This is a genomic window from Streptomyces sp. NPDC026673, from assembly GCF_040638135.1.
Classification (GTDB): domain Bacteria; phylum Actinomycetota; class Actinomycetes; order Streptomycetales; family Streptomycetaceae; genus Actinacidiphila.
Genome location: NZ_JBEZXR010000040.1, coordinates 1 through 16,231, shown reverse-complemented (window position 1 = coordinate 16,231; position 16,231 = coordinate 1). Strand labels below are relative to the sequence as shown.

The window sequence follows — 16,231 nt, the reverse complement described above, 5'->3', positions numbered from 1 at the left end:
AGCGGAGTCCCCACATGGCCGACATCACCGATCTCCCCGCCTGCCGCCGCACCGTCCTGAAGGGCGCGGCCCTCGCCGGCGTCGCCGGGGTCGGCCTCACCGCCTGCGGTGGCGCCGGTTCCACGACCAACGACGGCCCCGTCGAACTGGGCGCGGCCGGCGAGGTCCCGGTCGGCGGCGCCATGCTCTACCGCGAGGCCAAGATCGTCGTCGCGCAGCCCACGAAGGGCAGCTACAAGGCGTTCAGCGCCGTCTGCACACACCAGGGCTGCGTCTGCGACAAGGTCGACGGCACGACCCTCTCCTGCCCCTGCCACGGCAGCGTCTTCGACGCCGCCACCGGCGCCGTCGAAAAGGGCCCGGCGACCAAGCCCCTGACGGCGGTCGACGTCCAGGTCAAGGACGGCAAGCTCGTCGCGGGAAGCTCGGCCTGAGGCAACGGGAATGTCACCGCCAGTCAGTAGGGTGGTGGCATGGCCGACCCCTCCAGCTACCGCCCCAAGCCGGGACAGATCCCCGACTCCCCCGGGGTGTACAAGTTCCGGGACCAGCACGGCCGGGTGATCTACGTCGGGAAGGCGAAGAGCCTGCGCCAGCGGCTCTCCTCGTACTTCCAGGACATCGCGAACCTGCACCAGCGCACCCGCACGATGGTCACCACCGCCGCCTCCGTGGAATGGACGGTGGTGACCACAGAGGTCGAGGCGCTGCAGCTGGAGTACTCCTGGATCAAGGAGTTCGACCCGCGCTTCAATGTGAAGTACCGGGACGACAAGAGCTATCCCTCGCTCGCCGTCACCCTGAACGAGGAGTACCCCCGCGTCCAGGTGATGCGCGGCCCCAAGCGCAAGGGCGTGCGCTACTTCGGCCCCTACGCCCACGCCTGGGCGATCCGCGAGACGGTGGACCTGCTGCTGCGGGTCTTCCCCGTCCGCACCTGCTCCGCAGGGGTGTTCAAGCGCTCCGCGCAGATCGGCCGCCCCTGCCTGCTCGGCTACATCGGCAAGTGCTCGGCGCCCTGCGTCGGCCGGGTCAGTGCCGAGGAGCACCGCGAACTGGCCGATGAGTTCTGCGACTTCATGGCCGGCCGCACCGGCACCTATCTGCGCCGCCTCGAACAGCAGATGAAGGACGCGGCCGCCGCGATGGAGTACGAGAAGGCCGCCCGGCTCCGGGACGACATCGAGGCCCTCAAGCGCGCCCTGGAGAAGAGCGCGGTCGTCCTCGCCGACGCGACCGACGCCGACCTGATCGCCGTCGCCGAGGACGAGCTGGAGGCCGCCGTGCAGATCTTCCACGTCCGCGGCGGCCGGGTGCGCGGGCAGCGCGGCTGGGTCACCGACCGCGTCGAGGAGGTCGGCACCGCCGAGCTCGTCGAGCACGCCCTGCAGCAGCTGTACGGCGAGGAGCGGGGCGAGGGGGTGCCGAAGGAGGTACTGGTGCCCGCCCTGCCCGACCCGTACGAGCCGGTGCAGCAGTGGCTCACCGAGCGCCGCGGCTCCCAGGTCAGCCTGCGGATACCGCAGCGCGGCGACAAGAAGGACCTGATGGCCACCGTGCAGCGCAACGCCCAGCAGGCGCTGGTGCTGCACAAGACCAGGCGCGCCTCCGACCTCACCACGCGCTCCCGCGCCCTGGAGGAGATCGCCGAGGCGCTGGACCTGGACTCGGCGCCGCTGCGCATCGAGTGCTTCGACATCTCCCACCTCCAGGGCGACGACGTCGTCGCCTCGATGGTGGTCTTCGAGGACGGGCTGGCCCGCAAGAGCGAGTACCGCCGCTTCCAGATCAAGAGCTTCGCCGGCCAGGACGACGTCCGGTCGATGCACGAGGTGGTCTCCCGGCGCTTCCGCCGCTATCTGCTCGAGAAGCAGAAGACCGGCGAGTGGGTCGACGGGGACGGCGACGGCGCCGCGGAGACCGGCGGCGAGGTCGCCGGCGGCCCCATCGACCCGGACACGGGCCGGCCGCGCAGGTTCGCCTACCCCCCGCAACTGGTCGTCGTCGACGGCGGGCAACCGCAGGTCGCCGCCGCCCGGCGGGCCCTGGAGGAACTGGGCATCGAGGACGTCGCGGTCTGCGGCCTCGCCAAGCGCCTGGAGGAGGTCTGGCTGCCCGGCGAGGACGACCCGGTGATCCTCCCGCGCACCAGCGAGGGCCTGTATCTGCTGCAGCGGGTCCGTGACGAGGCCCACCGCTTCGCCATCGCCTACCAGCGCAACAAGCGCTCCAAGTCGATGAAGGCCGGGGCCCTGGACTCGGTGCCCGGCCTCGGCGAGAGCCGCCGGCAGGCGCTGCTGAAGCACTTCGGTTCGCTCAAGCGCCTCCGCGCGGCGACCGTGGAGCAGATCTGCGAGGTCCCCGGGGTCGGCCGGCGCACCGCCGAGGCCGTGCTCGCCGCGCTGGCCGGGGCCGCTCCGGCCGGGCCCGCGGTGAACACCGCCACAGGAGAGATCATTGAGGAAGAGGGGACGGCCGGTCCGGTGACCGTCCCCACGGAACGGGGGCACAGCTCATGAACACGAACGACGGAGGCGGAGCACAGGTGACAACCGGCGGAGCGGGCGAGGCGGCCGAGGCCATCCCCGAACTCGTGATCATCTCGGGCATGTCCGGTGCCGGCCGCAGCCACGCGGCCAAGTGCCTGGAGGACCTCGGCTGGTTCGTCGTGGACAACCTGCCGCCCGCCCTGATCCCCACCATGGTCGACCTCGGTGCCCGCTCCCAGGGCAACGTGGCGCGGATCGCCGTGGTCGTGGACGTCCGCGGCCGGCGCTTCTTCGACAACCTCCGCGAGTCCCTCGCCGACCTGGACTCCAAGGGCGTCAAGCGCCGGGTGCTCTTCCTGGAGGCGTCCGACGAGACGCTGGTGCGCCGTTTCGAGTCCGTGCGCCGCCCGCACCCGCTGCAGGGTGACGGCCGCATCGTCGACGGCATCGCCAAGGAGCGGGAGCTGTTGAGCGAACTGCGCGGCGACGCCGATCTGGTGATCGACACCTCCAGCCTCAACGTCCACGAACTGCGCTCCAAGATGGACGCCCAGTTCGCCGGCGAGGAGGAGCCCGAGCTGCGGGCCACCGTCATGTCCTTCGGCTTCAAGTACGGTCTGCCCGTCGACGCCGACCTGGTCGCCGACTGCCGCTTCCTGCCCAACCCGCACTGGGTGCCGGAGCTGCGGCCGTACACGGGGCTCAACGACGAGGTCGCCACCTATGTGTTCAACCAGCCCGGCGCCAAGGAGTTCCTGGACCGCTACGCCGAGTTGCTGCACATCGTCAACGCCGGATACCGCCGCGAGGGCAAGCGCTATGTGACGATCGCCGTCGGCTGCACCGGTGGCAAGCACCGCAGCGTCGCCATGTCCGAGCGGCTCGCCGCCCGACTGTCCGCCGACGGAGTGGAGACGGTCGTCGTCCACCGGGACATGGGGCGCGAGTGATCAGGACGACTCGGCGCTTGCGCCGGTCGGCACGGCGCAGCGGGGCGGCGCCCAAGGTCGTGGCACTGGGAGGCGGGCACGGACTGTCCGCCTCCCTCTCCGCCCTCCGCCGCATCACCCAGGACCTGACCGCGGTGGTCACGGTCGCCGACGACGGCGGCTCCAGTGGCCGCCTGCGCAAGGAGATGGGGGTGCTGCCGCCCGGCGACCTGCGCAAGGCGCTGGCCGCCCTGTGCGGCGACGACGAGTGGGGCCGCACCTGGTCCCGGGTCGTCCAGCACCGCTTCGCCAGCCAGGGCGAGCTGCACGGCCACGCCGTGGGCAACCTGCTGATCGTGGCGCTGTGGGAGCAGCTCGGCGATCCGGTCGCCGCCCTGGAGTGGGTCGGCCGGCTGCTCGGCGCCCACGGCCGGGTGCTGCCCATGTCCGGGGTGCCGCTGGAGCTCACCGCGACGGTGCGCGGGCACGACCCGGAGCGGCCGGACGAGGTCTCCACCGTCCGCGGCCAGGCCACCGTCGCCCTCACTCCGGGTGAGGTGCAGGAGGTGCAACTGGTGCCGCACGACCCGCCGGCCGTTCCCGAGGCCGTGCAGTCGGTGCTCGACGCGGACTGGGTGGTGCTCGGCCCCGGCTCCTGGTTCTCCTCCGTGATGCCGCACCTGCTGGTGCCGGATCTGGTGTCCGCGCTCATGGAGACGAGGGCCCGCAAGGTGCTCGCGCTCAACCTCGCGCCGCAACCGGGAGAGACCGAGGGCTTTTCTCCGCAGCGTCACTTGGAGGTTTTGGCCCGACACGCCCCTAAACTCACCATCGACGTGGTGCTGGCCGACGAGGCCGCCGTACTCGACCGCGACAGCCTCATACAGGCAGCCGAGCGGTTGTCGGGCACGGTGGAGCTGGCCCGGATCGCCGCCCCCGACGGGCCGCGGCACGATCCGGAACTGCTGGCGGCCGCGTTCGACCGGATTTTTCGTATGCATGGAAGGATCGGCCCATGGCGATGACGGCAGCGGTGAAGGACGAGATCTCCCGGCTCCCCGTCACCCGGACCTGCTGCCGCAAGGCGGAGGTCTCGGCGATCCTGAGGTTCGCGGGGGGCTTGCACCTGGTCAGCGGGCGCATCGTGATCGAGGCGGAGCTGGACACGGGCATCGCCGCCCGCAGGCTGCGCAAGGACATCCTGGAGATCTTCGGGCACTCCTCCGACCTGGTGGTCATGGCGCCCGGCGGGCTGCGGCGCGGCAGCCGGTACGTGGTGCGGGTGGTCGCCGGCGGTGACCAGCTGGCCCGCCAGACCGGGCTCGTCGACGGTCGCGGCCGCCCCATCCGCGGGCTGCCCCCGCAGGTCGTCTCCGGGGCCACCTGTGACGCCGAGGCGGCGTGGCGCGGCGCGTTCCTCGCCCACGGCTCGCTCACCGAGCCGGGCCGTTCGTCCTCCCTGGAGGTCACCTGCCCCGGCCCCGAGGCGGCGCTGGCGCTGGTCGGTGCCGCCCGCCGGCTGCAGATCGCCGCGAAGGCGCGCGAGGTGCGGAACGTGGACCGCGTCGTCGTCCGTGACGGTGACGCCATCGGCGCGCTGTTGACGCGGCTGGGCGCGCACGAGTCCGTGCTCGCCTGGGAGGAGCGCCGGATGCGCCGCGAGGTGCGCGCCACCGCCAACCGCCTGGCCAACTTCGACGACGCGAACCTGCGCCGCTCGGCCCGCGCCGCGGTCGCCGCGGGCGCGCGTGTGCAGCGGGCGCTGGAGATCCTCGGCGACGACGTGCCCGAGCACCTCGCGGCGGCCGGGCGGCTGCGCATGGACCACAAGCAGGCCTCGCTGGAGGAGCTGGGCTCGCTCGCCGAACCGCCGCTGACCAAGGACGCGGTGGCGGGCCGGATCCGGCGTCTGCTGGCGATGGCCGACAAGCGCGCCTCCGACCTCGGCATCCCGGGCACCGAGTCCAACCTGACCGAGGAGATGGTGGGCTGAGGCCGCCGGGCCGGCCGGCGGTGTCCGGTTACCGTTCCGTACGGCGGGCACCGGTGGCGCCGATGTCACCGGCCGGTGCCCGGGGAGGTAGGGTCGTCCTTGGTCGGGGACATCCCAATACGTCGCAGCCGGAGCGAAATGGCCTCCGGCACACCAGCGAGGAGATCGGTTCGTGACGATCCGCGTAGGCATCAACGGCTTTGGTCGCATCGGTCGCAACTTCTTCCGTGCCGCCCTGGACCAGGGTGCGGACATCGAGATCGTGGCTGTCAACGACCTGGGTGACACGGCCACCACCGCGCACCTGCTCAAGTACGACACGATCCTCGGCCGCCTCAAGGCCGAGGTGTCCCACACCGCCGACTCCATCACGGTCGACGGGCACACCATCAAGGTGCTGTCGGAGCGCAACCCCGCCGACATCCCCTGGGGCGAGCTCGGCGTCGACATCGTGATCGAGTCCACCGGCATCTTCACCAAGGCCGCCGACGCCAAGAAGCACCTCGACGGCGGCGCCAAGAAGGTCATCATCTCGGCGCCGGCCTCGGACGAGGACATCACCATCGTGATGGGCGTCAACAACGAGAAGTACGACCCGGCGAAGCACAACATCATCTCGAACGCGTCCTGCACCACCAACTGTGTGGCGCCGATGGCCAAGGTCCTCGACGAGAACTTCGGCATCGTCAAGGGTCTGATGACCACCGTGCACGCGTACACCAACGACCAGCGCATCCTGGACTTCCCGCACAAGGACCTGCGCCGCGCCCGTGCCGCCGCGGAGAACATCATCCCGACCTCGACGGGTGCCGCGAAGGCCACCGCCCTGGTCCTCCCGCAGCTCAAGGGCAAGCTGGACGGCATCGCCATGCGCGTCCCGGTCCCGACCGGCTCCGTGACCGACCTGGTGATCGAGCTCGAGCGCGAGGTCACCAAGGACGAGGTCAACGCCGCGTTCCAGAAGGCCGCCGAGGGCCAGCTCAAGGGCATCCTGGAGTACACCGAGGACCAGATCGTGTCCTCGGACATCGTCAACTGGCCGGCCTCCTGCACCTTCGACTCCTCGCTGACGATGGCGCAGGGCAAGCAGGTCAAGGTCATCGGCTGGTACGACAACGAGTGGGGCTACTCCAACCGCCTCGTCGACCTCACGGTCTTCGTCGGCGGCCAGCTCTGACGCCGGCTCGGCAGTCCGCCATGCGATGAGGACAGGGTCCGAACGACGCACCGTCGTCCGGGCCCTGTCCCATGACGTAGCGATCCGACCAGGCAGGACCAAGGCAGGGGAGCCTTCACCATGAAGACGATCGACGAACTCATCGACGAGGGGGTCGGCGGCAAGCGCGTGTTCGTGCGCGCCGACCTCAATGTGCCGCTGTCCGGCACCACCATCACCGACGACGGCCGTATCCGCGCCGTCGCGCCGACCATCGCCAAGCTGGCCGAGGCCGGCGCCAAGGTGATCGTCGCCTCCCACCTGGGCCGCCCCAAGGGCGCGCCCGACCCGCAGTTCTCGCTCGCCCCCGTCGCGGCGCGGCTGGGAGAACTCCTCGGCACGCGGGTGGCCTTCGCGACCGACACGGTCGGCGACAGCGCCCGCGAGACGGTGGACGCCCTCACCGACGGCTCGGTGGCGCTGCTGGAGAACCTCCGCTTCAACGCGGGCGAGACCAGCAAGGACGACGCCGAGCGCGGCGCCTTCGCCGACCGGCTGGCCGCGCTGGCCGAGCTGTACGTCGGCGACGGCTTCGGCGCGGTGCACCGCAAGCACGCCTCCGTCTACGATCTGCCGGCCCGGCTGCCGCACGCCGCGGGCCTGCTGATCGCCACCGAGGTCGCCGTGCTGAAGAAGCTCACCGCGGACGTCTCCCGTCCCTACGCGGTGGTGCTCGGCGGCGCCAAGGTCTCCGACAAGCTGGGGGTCATCGACCACCTGCTGGAGCGGGCCGACCGGATCCTGATCGGCGGCGGCATGGCCTACACCTTCCTCAAGGCCCAGGGCCACGAGGTGGGCAAGAGCCTGCTGCAGGAGGACCAGATCCCCGCGGTCACGGAGTACCTGGAGCGCGCGGCGGCCAAGGGCGTGGAGTTCGTCCTGCCGGTGGACGTCGTCGCCGCCCCGGACTTCCCGGACCTGAAGAACCCGGTCGACACGAACCCGGTGGTCGTCGGCGCCGACGCCATTCCGGCCGACCTGGAGGGCCTGGACATCGGTCCGGAGTCCCGCAAGCTGTTCGCCTCGAAGCTCGCCGACGCGGCCACCGTCTTCTGGAACGGCCCCATGGGCGTCTTCGAGCACCCCGACTACGCCGAGGGCACCCGCGCGGTCGCCCAGGCGCTGATCGACAGCCCCGCGTTCACGGTGGTGGGCGGCGGCGACTCGGCCGCGGCCGTCCGTATCCTGGGCTTCGACGAAACCGCTTTCGGCCACATCTCGACCGGTGGTGGCGCGAGCCTCGAGTACCTCGAGGGCAAGACGCTCCCCGGCCTCGCCGCACTGGAGGACTGACCGATGACCTCGCGCACGCCGATCATGGCGGGCAACTGGAAGATGAACCTCAACCACCTCGAGGCCATCGCCCACGTCCAGAAGCTCGCCTTCGCGCTGAACGAGAAGGACTACGACGCCGTCGACGTCGTCGTCCTGCCGCCCTTCACCGACCTGCGCTCGGTGCAGACCCTGGTCGAGGGCGACAAGCTGGGGATCAAGTACGGCGCCCAGGACCTGTCGGCCCACGAGTCCGGCGCCTACACCGGTGAGATCTCCGGCGCGATGCTCGCCAAGCTGAAGTGCTCCTACGTGGTCATCGGCCACTCCGAGCGCCGCCAGTACCACCGCGAGACGGACGAGCTCGTGAACGCCAAGATCAAGGCGGCCTTCCGGCACGAGCTGACGCCGATCGTCTGCGTCGGCGAGGCGCTGGACGTCCGCAAGGCCGGCGAGCAGGTCCCGTTCACCCTCGCCCAGGTCGACGGCGCGCTGAAGGACATCCCGGCCGAGCAGGCCGAGACCCTGGTCATCGCCTATGAGCCGGTGTGGGCCATCGGCACCGGCGAGGTCGCCACCCCCGAGGACGCCCAGGAGGTCTGCGGGGCGATCCGCGTCCGCCTGGCCGAGCTCTACGGCCAGGAGGTGGCCGACAAGGTGCGCATCCAGTACGGCGGCTCCGTCAAGCCGGGCAACGTCGCGGCGATCATGTCGCAGCCGGACGTGGACGGTGCGCTGGTCGGCGGGGCGTGCCTGGTCCCGGAGGACTTCACCAAGATCATCCGCTTCCGCGACCAGTAAGTTTCGCGGCAGTAGGCTGTCGGGCCCTGCCCGAAGTACTCTGTCGGGGGTCGGAACGCTGCCAGGCAGCGGACCGGCCCCCGCGTCGTCCTAGGTCACCGAGAGAGTTGGTCCAGCTGTGGTCATCGGGTTCTCCATCGCCCTCATCATCTTCAGCCTGCTGCTGTTGCTGCTCGTGCTGATGCACAAGGGCAAGGGCGGCGGCCTGTCCGACATGTTCGGTGGTGGCATGCAGTCGTCCGTCGGCGGTTCCTCGGTGGCCGAGCGCAACCTCGACCGGATCACCGTTGTCATCGGTCTGCTGTGGTTTGCGTGCATTGTCGCCCTCGGGCTTCTGCTGAAGTTCCAGAAGTGACCGAGTCCTCGGCTTCCGGGGAGAACTGACGCCTCGTCGCCGGCGCGACTTATCATGGGAGCGCGTCATGGGATACGGTGCCCTTTCCCCGCAGGCGCGGGGGGTGGACCGGTCTCCGTAAATTGGGCGACCTCGCAGCACCATCACGCAGGGAGTTACGACCGTGGCAAGTGGCAACGCGATCCGTGGTAGTCGGGTCGGGGCGGGGCCGATGGGAGAGGCCGAGCGGGGCGAGTCCGCGCCGCGCCTCCGCATCTCCTTCTGGTGCTCCAATGGGCACGAGACCCGGCCGAGTTTCGCGAGCGACGCGCAGATCCCGGAGACCTGGGACTGCCCGCGCTGCGGCTTCCCCGCCGGACAGGACGAGGAGAACCCGCCGGCGCCGCCGCGCACCGAGCCGTACAAGACGCACCTGGCGTATGTGCGGGAGCGGCGCAGCGCCGCCGACGGCGAGGCGATCCTCGCCGAGGCCCTCGCCAAACTCCGCGGTGAGATCTGAGCCGTAACGGCTGATGCTCCACGGGCCCGGCTCGCGAGGAAGACCCTTCTTTCGCGGACCGGGCCCGTCGCGTCCCTTCGACTGAGCGTTACCGATACGTATACTCCGTGTCGTGTCTCTGGTGATCGGCATCGATGCGGGCGGAACCCGGACGCGCGCCTACCTGGCCGAGGTCGCGCCCGAAGGGGCCGTACTCGGCGAGGGCGAGGGCGGGCCCGGCAACGCGATGACCGTCGAACGGGTGGCGTTGACGCAGCACCTCGCGGACGCCATCCGCGGCGCGGTCCCGGAGGACCGCAGGGGTGAGGTCACGGCCGTGGTGGGCGGCTTCGCCGGCGCCGCGCTCGGTACCGGCCCCGACACCGGCCATCCGCTCGCCACCTCCTGCCTGCGGGCGGCGCTCGACAGCCACGGCATCGGCGCGCTCGATGTGACGGTCTGCGGCGACATCGAGGTCGCCTTCGCCTCCGCGCCCGGCACGCCCGCGGACGGCCTGGCGCTGGTCGCCGGGACGGGGGCGGTCGCGGCGCGGATCGAGAAGCGCCACCAGACCCTCGTCGCGGACGGCAACGGATGGCTGGTCGGCGACGAGGGCAGCGGGTTCTGGCTGGGCCGCGAGGTCATGCGGGCCGCGCTGCGCGCGCTGGACGGGCGGGGGCCGTGGACGATCCTCGTCGAGGGCGTGCTGTCCCACTACATGGGTTCTCCCGGCGGGCCGTACCTGGCCCAGGAGCGTCCCGGCGGGCAGGAGTGCCATGCGCTGCGCAACCGCCTGGTTCCCATGGTGTACGCCGAACCGCCGGTCAGGCTCGCCCGGTTGAGTCCGCTGGCCGTCGCCGCAGACCGGGACGGCGACGAGGTCGCCGGAGCGCTGCTGGACGACGCCGCGGACGAACTCGCCGTCACCGTCGCCGCGCTCGACCCGCGTGCGGGTGAGCCCCTGGTCGTCACCGGGGGGCTGCTGGGGCCGACGGGTCCGCTGCTGGGCCGTGTCGTGGCCCGGGCGGAGGAGATGGACCTGCACGTCCAGCCGGTGCGTGACGGTGGCGCCGGCGCGCTGGCGTTGGCCCGGTTGCGGGCGAGCGGGGACTGAACCGGGCCGGACCGTGAGGCTTCGGGCGGCTCCGACAGGACGTCACCCCCGGGGGATTGACGTGGACTAGACCTCTCGTCCATCGTTTCGGTGAGCATCCACCGGATCACCTGACTCAGGGGGAATCGGCCATGGCCGACGACGTGACGACCACCGCTGCCCGGTTCGCCGACGAGGCGAGGACGGTCATCGACCGCGTGGTCGCCGCCAACAAGGACTCCGTCGCCGCCGCGGCCCGGCTGCTCGCCGACTGCGTTGCCGCGGACGGTGTCGTCCAGGCCTTCGGCACCGGCCACTCGCAGGCCACGGCGCTGGAGATCGCGGGACGCGCCGGGGGACTGATCCCCACCAACCGCATCGGGCTGTCCGACCTGGTGCTGCGCGGCGGTGAGGACCTCTCGGTGCTCTCCGACCCGCTGCTCGAGCGGTCACCGGGGCTTGGCAAGCGCCTGTACGACCTGAGCGCCCCGCATCCGCGGGACGTCTTCGTCGTCATCTCCAACTCCGGCGTCAACAACTCCATCGTCGACTTCGCCCTGCAGGTGAAGGAGGCGGGTCACCCGCTGATCGCCCTCACCTCGCTGCAGCACACCCGCTCCGTCCCCGCCCTGCACCCCAGCGGCAAGCACCTCGCGGACCTCGCCGACGTCGTCCTCGACAACGGCGCGCCGACCGGTGACGCCCTGCTCCCGCTGCCCGACGGCGGCTCGCTGTGCGGGATCTCCACCATCACCTCCGCCCTGCTCGTCCAGATGGCCGTCGCCGAGGCCGTCGGCCTCATGACGGCCGAGGGCCACCAGGCGCCCGTCTACGTCTCGGCCAACGTTCCCGGCGGCTTCGAGCGCAATCTCGTCCTGGAGCAGCACTACGGAGAGCGACTGCACCGCGGCGGCTTCTGAACAGAGCCCTCCGACCTGCGGCGAAGGGGAATTGTCAGTGGCCCCCGCTACGGTCTGTCACGACAGATCGACGAGTGACCGCGGGGGGCATCATGAGCGTCGGGACCGTGCGCCAGGAGGAACGCGCGCCCGCGTGGCGGGGCGGATTCGGGCGGTTGTGGACGGCCGCGGCGGTCTCGCGCTTCGGTGACGGGCTGCGCGGGGCGGCGCTGCCGCTGCTCGCCGTGGGTTTGACGGACTCGCCGCTGCTGGTCTCGCTGGTCACCGCGGCCGGGTTCGTGCCGTGGATCCTGTTCGGGCTGCTCGGCGGCGCGGTCGCCGACCGGGTGGACCAGCGGCGCGCCATGTGGGCCGTGGACGCCGTACGAGGGGCGCTCATGGCGGCCTTCGCGCTCGCCGTGTGGCTGGACCGGGCGGGCATCGTGCTGCTGCTCGCGCTGGCCTTCGCCCTGACGTCGCTGCAGACGCTCTTCGACAACGCCGCGACGGCTCTGCTGCCGGCGGTGGTCCCCACCGGCGCCTTGGGCCGTGCCAACGCCCGGTTGATGACCGGTCAGACCGTGGCCGGGACGTTCCTGGCCGCACCGCTGGTGCCGCCGCTGTTCGGCCTCGCGGCGGCCCTGCCCTTCGGGGTGGACGCCCTCACCTACGCGGCCGCCGCGGTGCTGGTGGCCTCGCTGCGGCCGGCGGCGCCCGAGCGACCCGCGCGGGCCCCGGGCCGCACCCTGCGGCAGGACATCGCCGAGGGCCTGCGGGTGTTGTGGCGGGATCGTGTGCTGCGGGCGCTGTGCACGGCGAACACCGTCGTCAACATAGGCATCGGCGCTCTGGTGGCGACCCTCGTCCTCCATGTCACGGGGTGGCTCCACGCCGGCCACACCGGGTACGCGCTCGTGCTGGTCGCGTACGGTGTCGGCAGCGTGGCCGGGGGAGCGGCCGCGGGGCGGCTCTCGGCGCTGTTGGGCGGCCGCGTCAAGAGCCTGGCGCCGGGCCTTGCCCTCCAGGCCGGCTGCCTGGTCCTGGCCGGCACCGTGCGCTCGCTGCCGGTGACCGCGGTCGCGCTGGCCGTCTTCGGCGCCCTGAGCATGGTGTGGAACGTCAACGAGACCACCCTGATGCAGCAGCGCACCCCCGAGAACTTGCTGGGCCGGGTCAGCGCGGCGATGCGCACCCTGGGCGTCGCGGGGGCTCCGCTCGGCGCCCTGCTGGGCGGCGTCGCCGCCGAGGTCCTGGCACTGAACGCCCCGCTGCTGCTCGCGGCCGCGCTGCTGGGGTGCGCGTTGCCCGTTCTTCGTCCGATCGTCACCACGCCGGACACCGGACGTGAAAGAACGGCGTGCAAGTAATCAACTAGTTTGGACCTGCAGTAGGAGGACGAGGAGAAGTGGACTGATGTCCGATACCAACACGCAGGGCCGAACCCGTCTCGACCAGCGGCCCGAGTGGCACGCGCTCGCCAAGCACCGCGAGGAGCTGGGCGCGACCCACCTGCGGGAGCTGTTCGCCGCCGACCCGGACCGCGCGCGGCGCTACACCGTGCAGGTCGGCGATCTCCATCTGGACTACTCCAAGCACCTGGTGACCGACGAGACGCTGCGTCTGCTGCGCGAGCTCGCGGCGGCCACCGGTGTCGCCGAGCTGCGGGACGCCATGTTCCGCGGCGAGAAGATCAACGTCACCGAGGACCGCGCCGTGCTGCACACGGCGCTGCGGGCGCCGCTGTCGGCCGAGATCGAGGTCGACGGTGTCAACGTGGTGCCCGGCGTCCACCATGTGCTCACCCGGATGGGGAGCTTCGCGCACTCCGTCCGCACCGGCAAGTGGGTCGGTTCGACCGGACGCCGCATCAAGAACATCGTGAACATCGGCATCGGCGGCTCCGACCTGGGACCGGCGATGGCCTACGAGGTGCTGCGCGCGTACACCGACCGCTCGCTCACCTTCCGCTTCGTGTCCAATGTCGACGGGGCCGACCTCCACGAGGCCGTCCACGACCTGGACCCGGCGGAGACGCTGTTCATCGTCGCGTCCAAGACCTTCACCACCATCGAGACCATCACCAACGCCACCTCGGCGCGCGAGTGGCTGCTCGACGGGCTGGGCGGCGACGAAGCCGCGGTCCGCTTCCACTTCGTGGCGGTCTCCACGAACGCGGCGGAGGTCTCCAAGTTCGGTATCGACACCGACAACATGTTCGAGTTCTGGGACTGGGTCGGCGGCCGCTACTCGTACCCGTCCGCCATCGGGCTCTCGCTGATGATCGCCATCGGCGAGGAGCAGTTCCGGGAGATGCTGGCCGGCTTCCACCTCGTCGACGAGCACTTCCGCACCGCCCCTCCGGAGGCCAACGCGCCGCTGCTGATGGGCCTGCTGGGCGTCTGGTACGGCCAGTTCTTCGACGCGCAGGCGCACGCGGTCCTGCCGTACAGCCACTACCTGTCGAGGTTCACGGCCTACCTGCAGCAGCTCGACATGGAGTCCAACGGCAAGTACGTGGACCGCCACGGCAGGCCCGTCGGCTGGCAGACCGGCCCGGTCGTGTGGGGCACCCCCGGCACCAACGGGCAGCACGCCTACTACCAGTTGCTGCACCAGGGCACGAAGCTCATCCCCGCCGACTTCATCGGCTTCGCCAACCCCGTGGACGAACTGGAGTCGGCCTTCGCCGCCCAGCACGACCTGCTGATGGCGAACTTCTTCGCCCAGACCCAGGCGCTGGCCTTCGGCAAGACCAGCGAGGAGGTCCGGGCCGAAGGCGTCCCGGAGGAGCAGGTCCCGCACCGCACCTTCCAGGGCAACCGCCCGACGACGACCATCCTCGCCAAGGAGCTGACCCCGTCCGTGCTGGGCCAGCTCGTGGCGCTGTACGAGCAGAAGGTCTTCGTCCAGGGCGCGATCTGGGACATCGACTCCTTCGACCAGTGGGGCGTCGAACTCGGCAAGGTCCTCGCCAAGCGCGTGGAGCCCGCCCTGACCGTGGGCGCGGACGTCGCCGGGCTGGACGCGTCCACCCAGGCCCTCGTGGCCGCCTACCGGTCGCTACGCGGCCGCTGAGACGCGGACGCCGGGCGGGCTCCGAGGAGCCCGCCCGGCGTCTTCCGCCTTCTGCCGCCAACCGGTTACGGCGTCACGGGGACGACGGCGGATAGAGCTGCGGGGGCAGCTTCGCGGCCGCCGTGCGGTCGAGCAGCCACAGCGTGCGGGCCCGCCCGTGGGCGCCCGCCGCCGGGGCCTGGATCTCGCCGGGCCCGGACAGGGCGATGGCCACGGCGCCCGCCTTGTCCTCACCCGCCGCCAGCAGCCAGACCTCGCGGGCGGCGCGGATGGCGGGCAGGGTGAGGGAGATCCGGGTCGGCGGCGGCTTGGGGGAGCCGTGCACGCCGACGACCGTGCGCTCGGTCTCGCGCACCCCGGGGTGGCCGGGGAACAGCGAGGCCACGTGCGTGTCCGGCCCCACACCGAGCATCAGCACGTCGAAGGAGGGCACCGGGCCGTGGTCCTCAGGCCCGGCCGCCTCCGCCAGTACCTGCGCGTAGGCCTCGGCGGCGGCGTCCGCGTCGTTGCCGAGCGGCCCGTCCGAGGCGGGCATGGGGTGCACCCGCGACGGGTCGACCGGAACCAGGTCGAGCAGCGCCTCACGGGCCTGGGTGTCATTGCGCTCGGGATCGCCCGAGGGCAGGAACCGCTCGTCGCCCCACCACAGATCCAGCCGCGCCCAGTCCACCGCGTCCCTGGCCGGGGAACCGGCCAGGGCGGCGAGCAGGGCGTTGCCGTTACGGCCGCCGGTCAGCACCACCGAGGCGGAGCCGCGGGCGGCCTGGGCGTCCACGATCTTCGTGATCAGCCGGGCCGCCGCGGCCTGCGCCATCAGCTCCTTGTCCCGGTGGACGACCACCTGAGGTGCCGTCACTTGGCGACCGCCTTCTTGCCCGGGCCGCCGTTCTGCGCGGGCCCCGCCGCAGCGGCGGCCGGCTCGGCGGCAGCGTCCTCGGCGCGCACCAGCTGGTCCACGCCGAACTTGACCGAGGCCGCGTACGCCTCGTCGGGGTCGAGCCGGCGCAACTCCTCGGCGATCAGGTCCGAGGTCGCCCGCCGCTGCAGCGCCACGTGCCGGTCCGGCTGACCCGGGATGGCCAGCTCGGCGAGAGAGCCGGTCGGACGGTCGAGGCAGATCTCCCCGTCCGCGGTCGCCAGCCGTACGGCGGTGATGCCGGGGCCGTCGGAGATCTTCCGCTTGACGGGCACACCGAGCCGGCGAGCGAGCCACAGCCCGAGCAGCTCCGTGCTCGGGTTGTACGCCTCGCCCTCGACGACGGCGCCCTTGACCGCGGCCTGCTTCTGGTCCAGGGCCGCGGCCAGCACGCTGCGCCACGGGGTGATCCGGGTCCAGGCGAGGTCGGTGTCGCCGGGGATGTACGTCTCGGCGCGCAGCCCCAGCGAGGCGACCGGGTCCTCGGTGGCCGCCGCGTCGGTGATCCGGCGCGCGGCCAGCTGACCCAGCAGGTCCTCGGCGGGGTTCGCCGGGGCGTCCTCAGGCCACCACACCACGACGGGGGCGTCGGGCAGCAGCAGCGGCAGCACGACACTCTCGGCGTGGTCGGCGAGTTCGCCGTGCAGGCGGAGCAGCACGGTCTCGCCGGTGCCGGATTCGCCGCCGACGCGTACCTCGGCGTCGAGGCGGGCGC

General features: G+C 71.7%; 16 protein-coding genes. 14 read left to right on the top strand and 2 right to left on the bottom strand.

Going from position 1 to position 16,231, the window contains the following annotated elements; genetic code table 11:
* Window positions 1-23: 23 nt before the first annotated feature.
* The 14 genes from AB0F62_RS25240 to pgi all read left to right on the top strand — a co-directional run bounded on the left by AB0F62_RS25240 (window position 24) and on the right by pgi (window position 14,600).
* Window positions 24-434, top strand: coding sequence for a Rieske (2Fe-2S) protein (locus AB0F62_RS25240; protein ID WP_361803477.1), 411 nt, complete (start codon window positions 24-26; stop codon window positions 432-434).
* Between the two features lie 39 nt (window positions 435-473).
* Complete coding sequence (uvrC, locus tag AB0F62_RS25235) at window positions 474-2,519, top strand: excinuclease ABC subunit UvrC (protein WP_361803328.1); 2,046 nt, start codon at window positions 474-476, stop codon at window positions 2,517-2,519.
* Window positions 2,516-3,439 carry an RNase adapter RapZ gene (gene rapZ / locus AB0F62_RS25230; protein ID WP_361803325.1) on the top strand — a complete coding sequence of 308 codons (924 nt, stop codon included), beginning with the start codon at window positions 2,516-2,518 and terminating at the stop codon, window positions 3,437-3,439. The genes uvrC and rapZ overlap by 4 nt, the downstream gene beginning before the upstream one ends.
* Window positions 3,436-4,443 carry a uridine diphosphate-N-acetylglucosamine-binding protein YvcK gene (gene yvcK, locus AB0F62_RS25225; protein ID WP_361803322.1) on the top strand — a complete coding sequence of 336 codons (1,008 nt, stop codon included), beginning with the start codon at window positions 3,436-3,438 and terminating at the stop codon, window positions 4,441-4,443. The genes rapZ and yvcK overlap by 4 nt, the downstream gene beginning before the upstream one ends.
* A complete protein-coding gene (whiA, locus tag AB0F62_RS25220) occupies window positions 4,434-5,411 on the top strand; it encodes a DNA-binding protein WhiA (protein ID WP_319136625.1) in 978 nt (325 codons plus the stop codon). The genes yvcK and whiA overlap by 10 nt, the downstream gene beginning before the upstream one ends.
* A gap of 172 nt (window positions 5,412-5,583) precedes the next feature.
* A complete protein-coding gene (gene gap / locus AB0F62_RS25215) occupies window positions 5,584-6,588 on the top strand; it encodes a type I glyceraldehyde-3-phosphate dehydrogenase (protein WP_361803318.1) in 1,005 nt (334 codons plus the stop codon).
* Window positions 6,589-6,708: 120 nt separating this feature from the next.
* Complete coding sequence (locus AB0F62_RS25210; RefSeq protein WP_361803315.1) at window positions 6,709-7,920, top strand: phosphoglycerate kinase; 1,212 nt, start codon at window positions 6,709-6,711, stop codon at window positions 7,918-7,920.
* A 3-nt stretch (window positions 7,921-7,923) separates the two neighbouring features.
* Window positions 7,924-8,700, top strand: a complete 777-nt coding sequence (gene tpiA / locus AB0F62_RS25205; protein ID WP_361803312.1) for a triose-phosphate isomerase — start codon at window positions 7,924-7,926, stop codon at window positions 8,698-8,700.
* A gap of 118 nt (window positions 8,701-8,818) precedes the next feature.
* Window positions 8,819-9,055, top strand: coding sequence for a preprotein translocase subunit SecG (gene secG / locus AB0F62_RS25200; RefSeq protein ID WP_018557252.1), 237 nt, complete (start codon window positions 8,819-8,821; stop codon window positions 9,053-9,055).
* 163 nt (window positions 9,056-9,218) lie between these two features.
* Window positions 9,219-9,554, top strand: a complete 336-nt coding sequence (locus AB0F62_RS25195) for an RNA polymerase-binding protein RbpA (protein WP_361803309.1) — start codon at window positions 9,219-9,221, stop codon at window positions 9,552-9,554.
* 112 nt (window positions 9,555-9,666) lie between these two features.
* Complete coding sequence (locus AB0F62_RS25190; RefSeq protein WP_361803306.1) at window positions 9,667-10,647, top strand: BadF/BadG/BcrA/BcrD ATPase family protein; 981 nt, start codon at window positions 9,667-9,669, stop codon at window positions 10,645-10,647.
* A gap of 131 nt (window positions 10,648-10,778) precedes the next feature.
* Complete coding sequence (locus AB0F62_RS25185) at window positions 10,779-11,546, top strand: SIS domain-containing protein (protein WP_361803303.1); 768 nt, start codon at window positions 10,779-10,781, stop codon at window positions 11,544-11,546.
* Window positions 11,547-11,638: 92 nt separating this feature from the next.
* Complete coding sequence (locus AB0F62_RS25180) at window positions 11,639-12,892, top strand: MFS transporter (protein ID WP_361803300.1); 1,254 nt, start codon at window positions 11,639-11,641, stop codon at window positions 12,890-12,892.
* Between the two features lie 46 nt (window positions 12,893-12,938).
* Window positions 12,939-14,600, top strand: a complete 1,662-nt coding sequence (gene pgi / locus AB0F62_RS25175) for a glucose-6-phosphate isomerase (protein ID WP_361803298.1) — start codon at window positions 12,939-12,941, stop codon at window positions 14,598-14,600.
* A gap of 73 nt (window positions 14,601-14,673) precedes the next feature.
* Here pgi and pgl read toward each other — a convergent pair whose 3' ends face one another.
* Both pgl and AB0F62_RS25165 read right to left on the bottom strand, forming a co-directional pair.
* The gene (pgl, locus tag AB0F62_RS25170) at window positions 14,674-15,456 is read right to left on the bottom strand and encodes a 6-phosphogluconolactonase (protein WP_361803295.1); all 783 of its coding nucleotides are present in this window, start codon (window positions 15,454-15,456) and stop codon (window positions 14,674-14,676) included.
* A partial coding sequence (locus tag AB0F62_RS25165; RefSeq protein ID WP_361803292.1) for a glucose-6-phosphate dehydrogenase assembly protein OpcA occupies window positions 15,453-16,231 on the bottom strand: 779 nt, incomplete at its 5' end. The genes pgl and AB0F62_RS25165, both read right to left, overlap by 4 nt.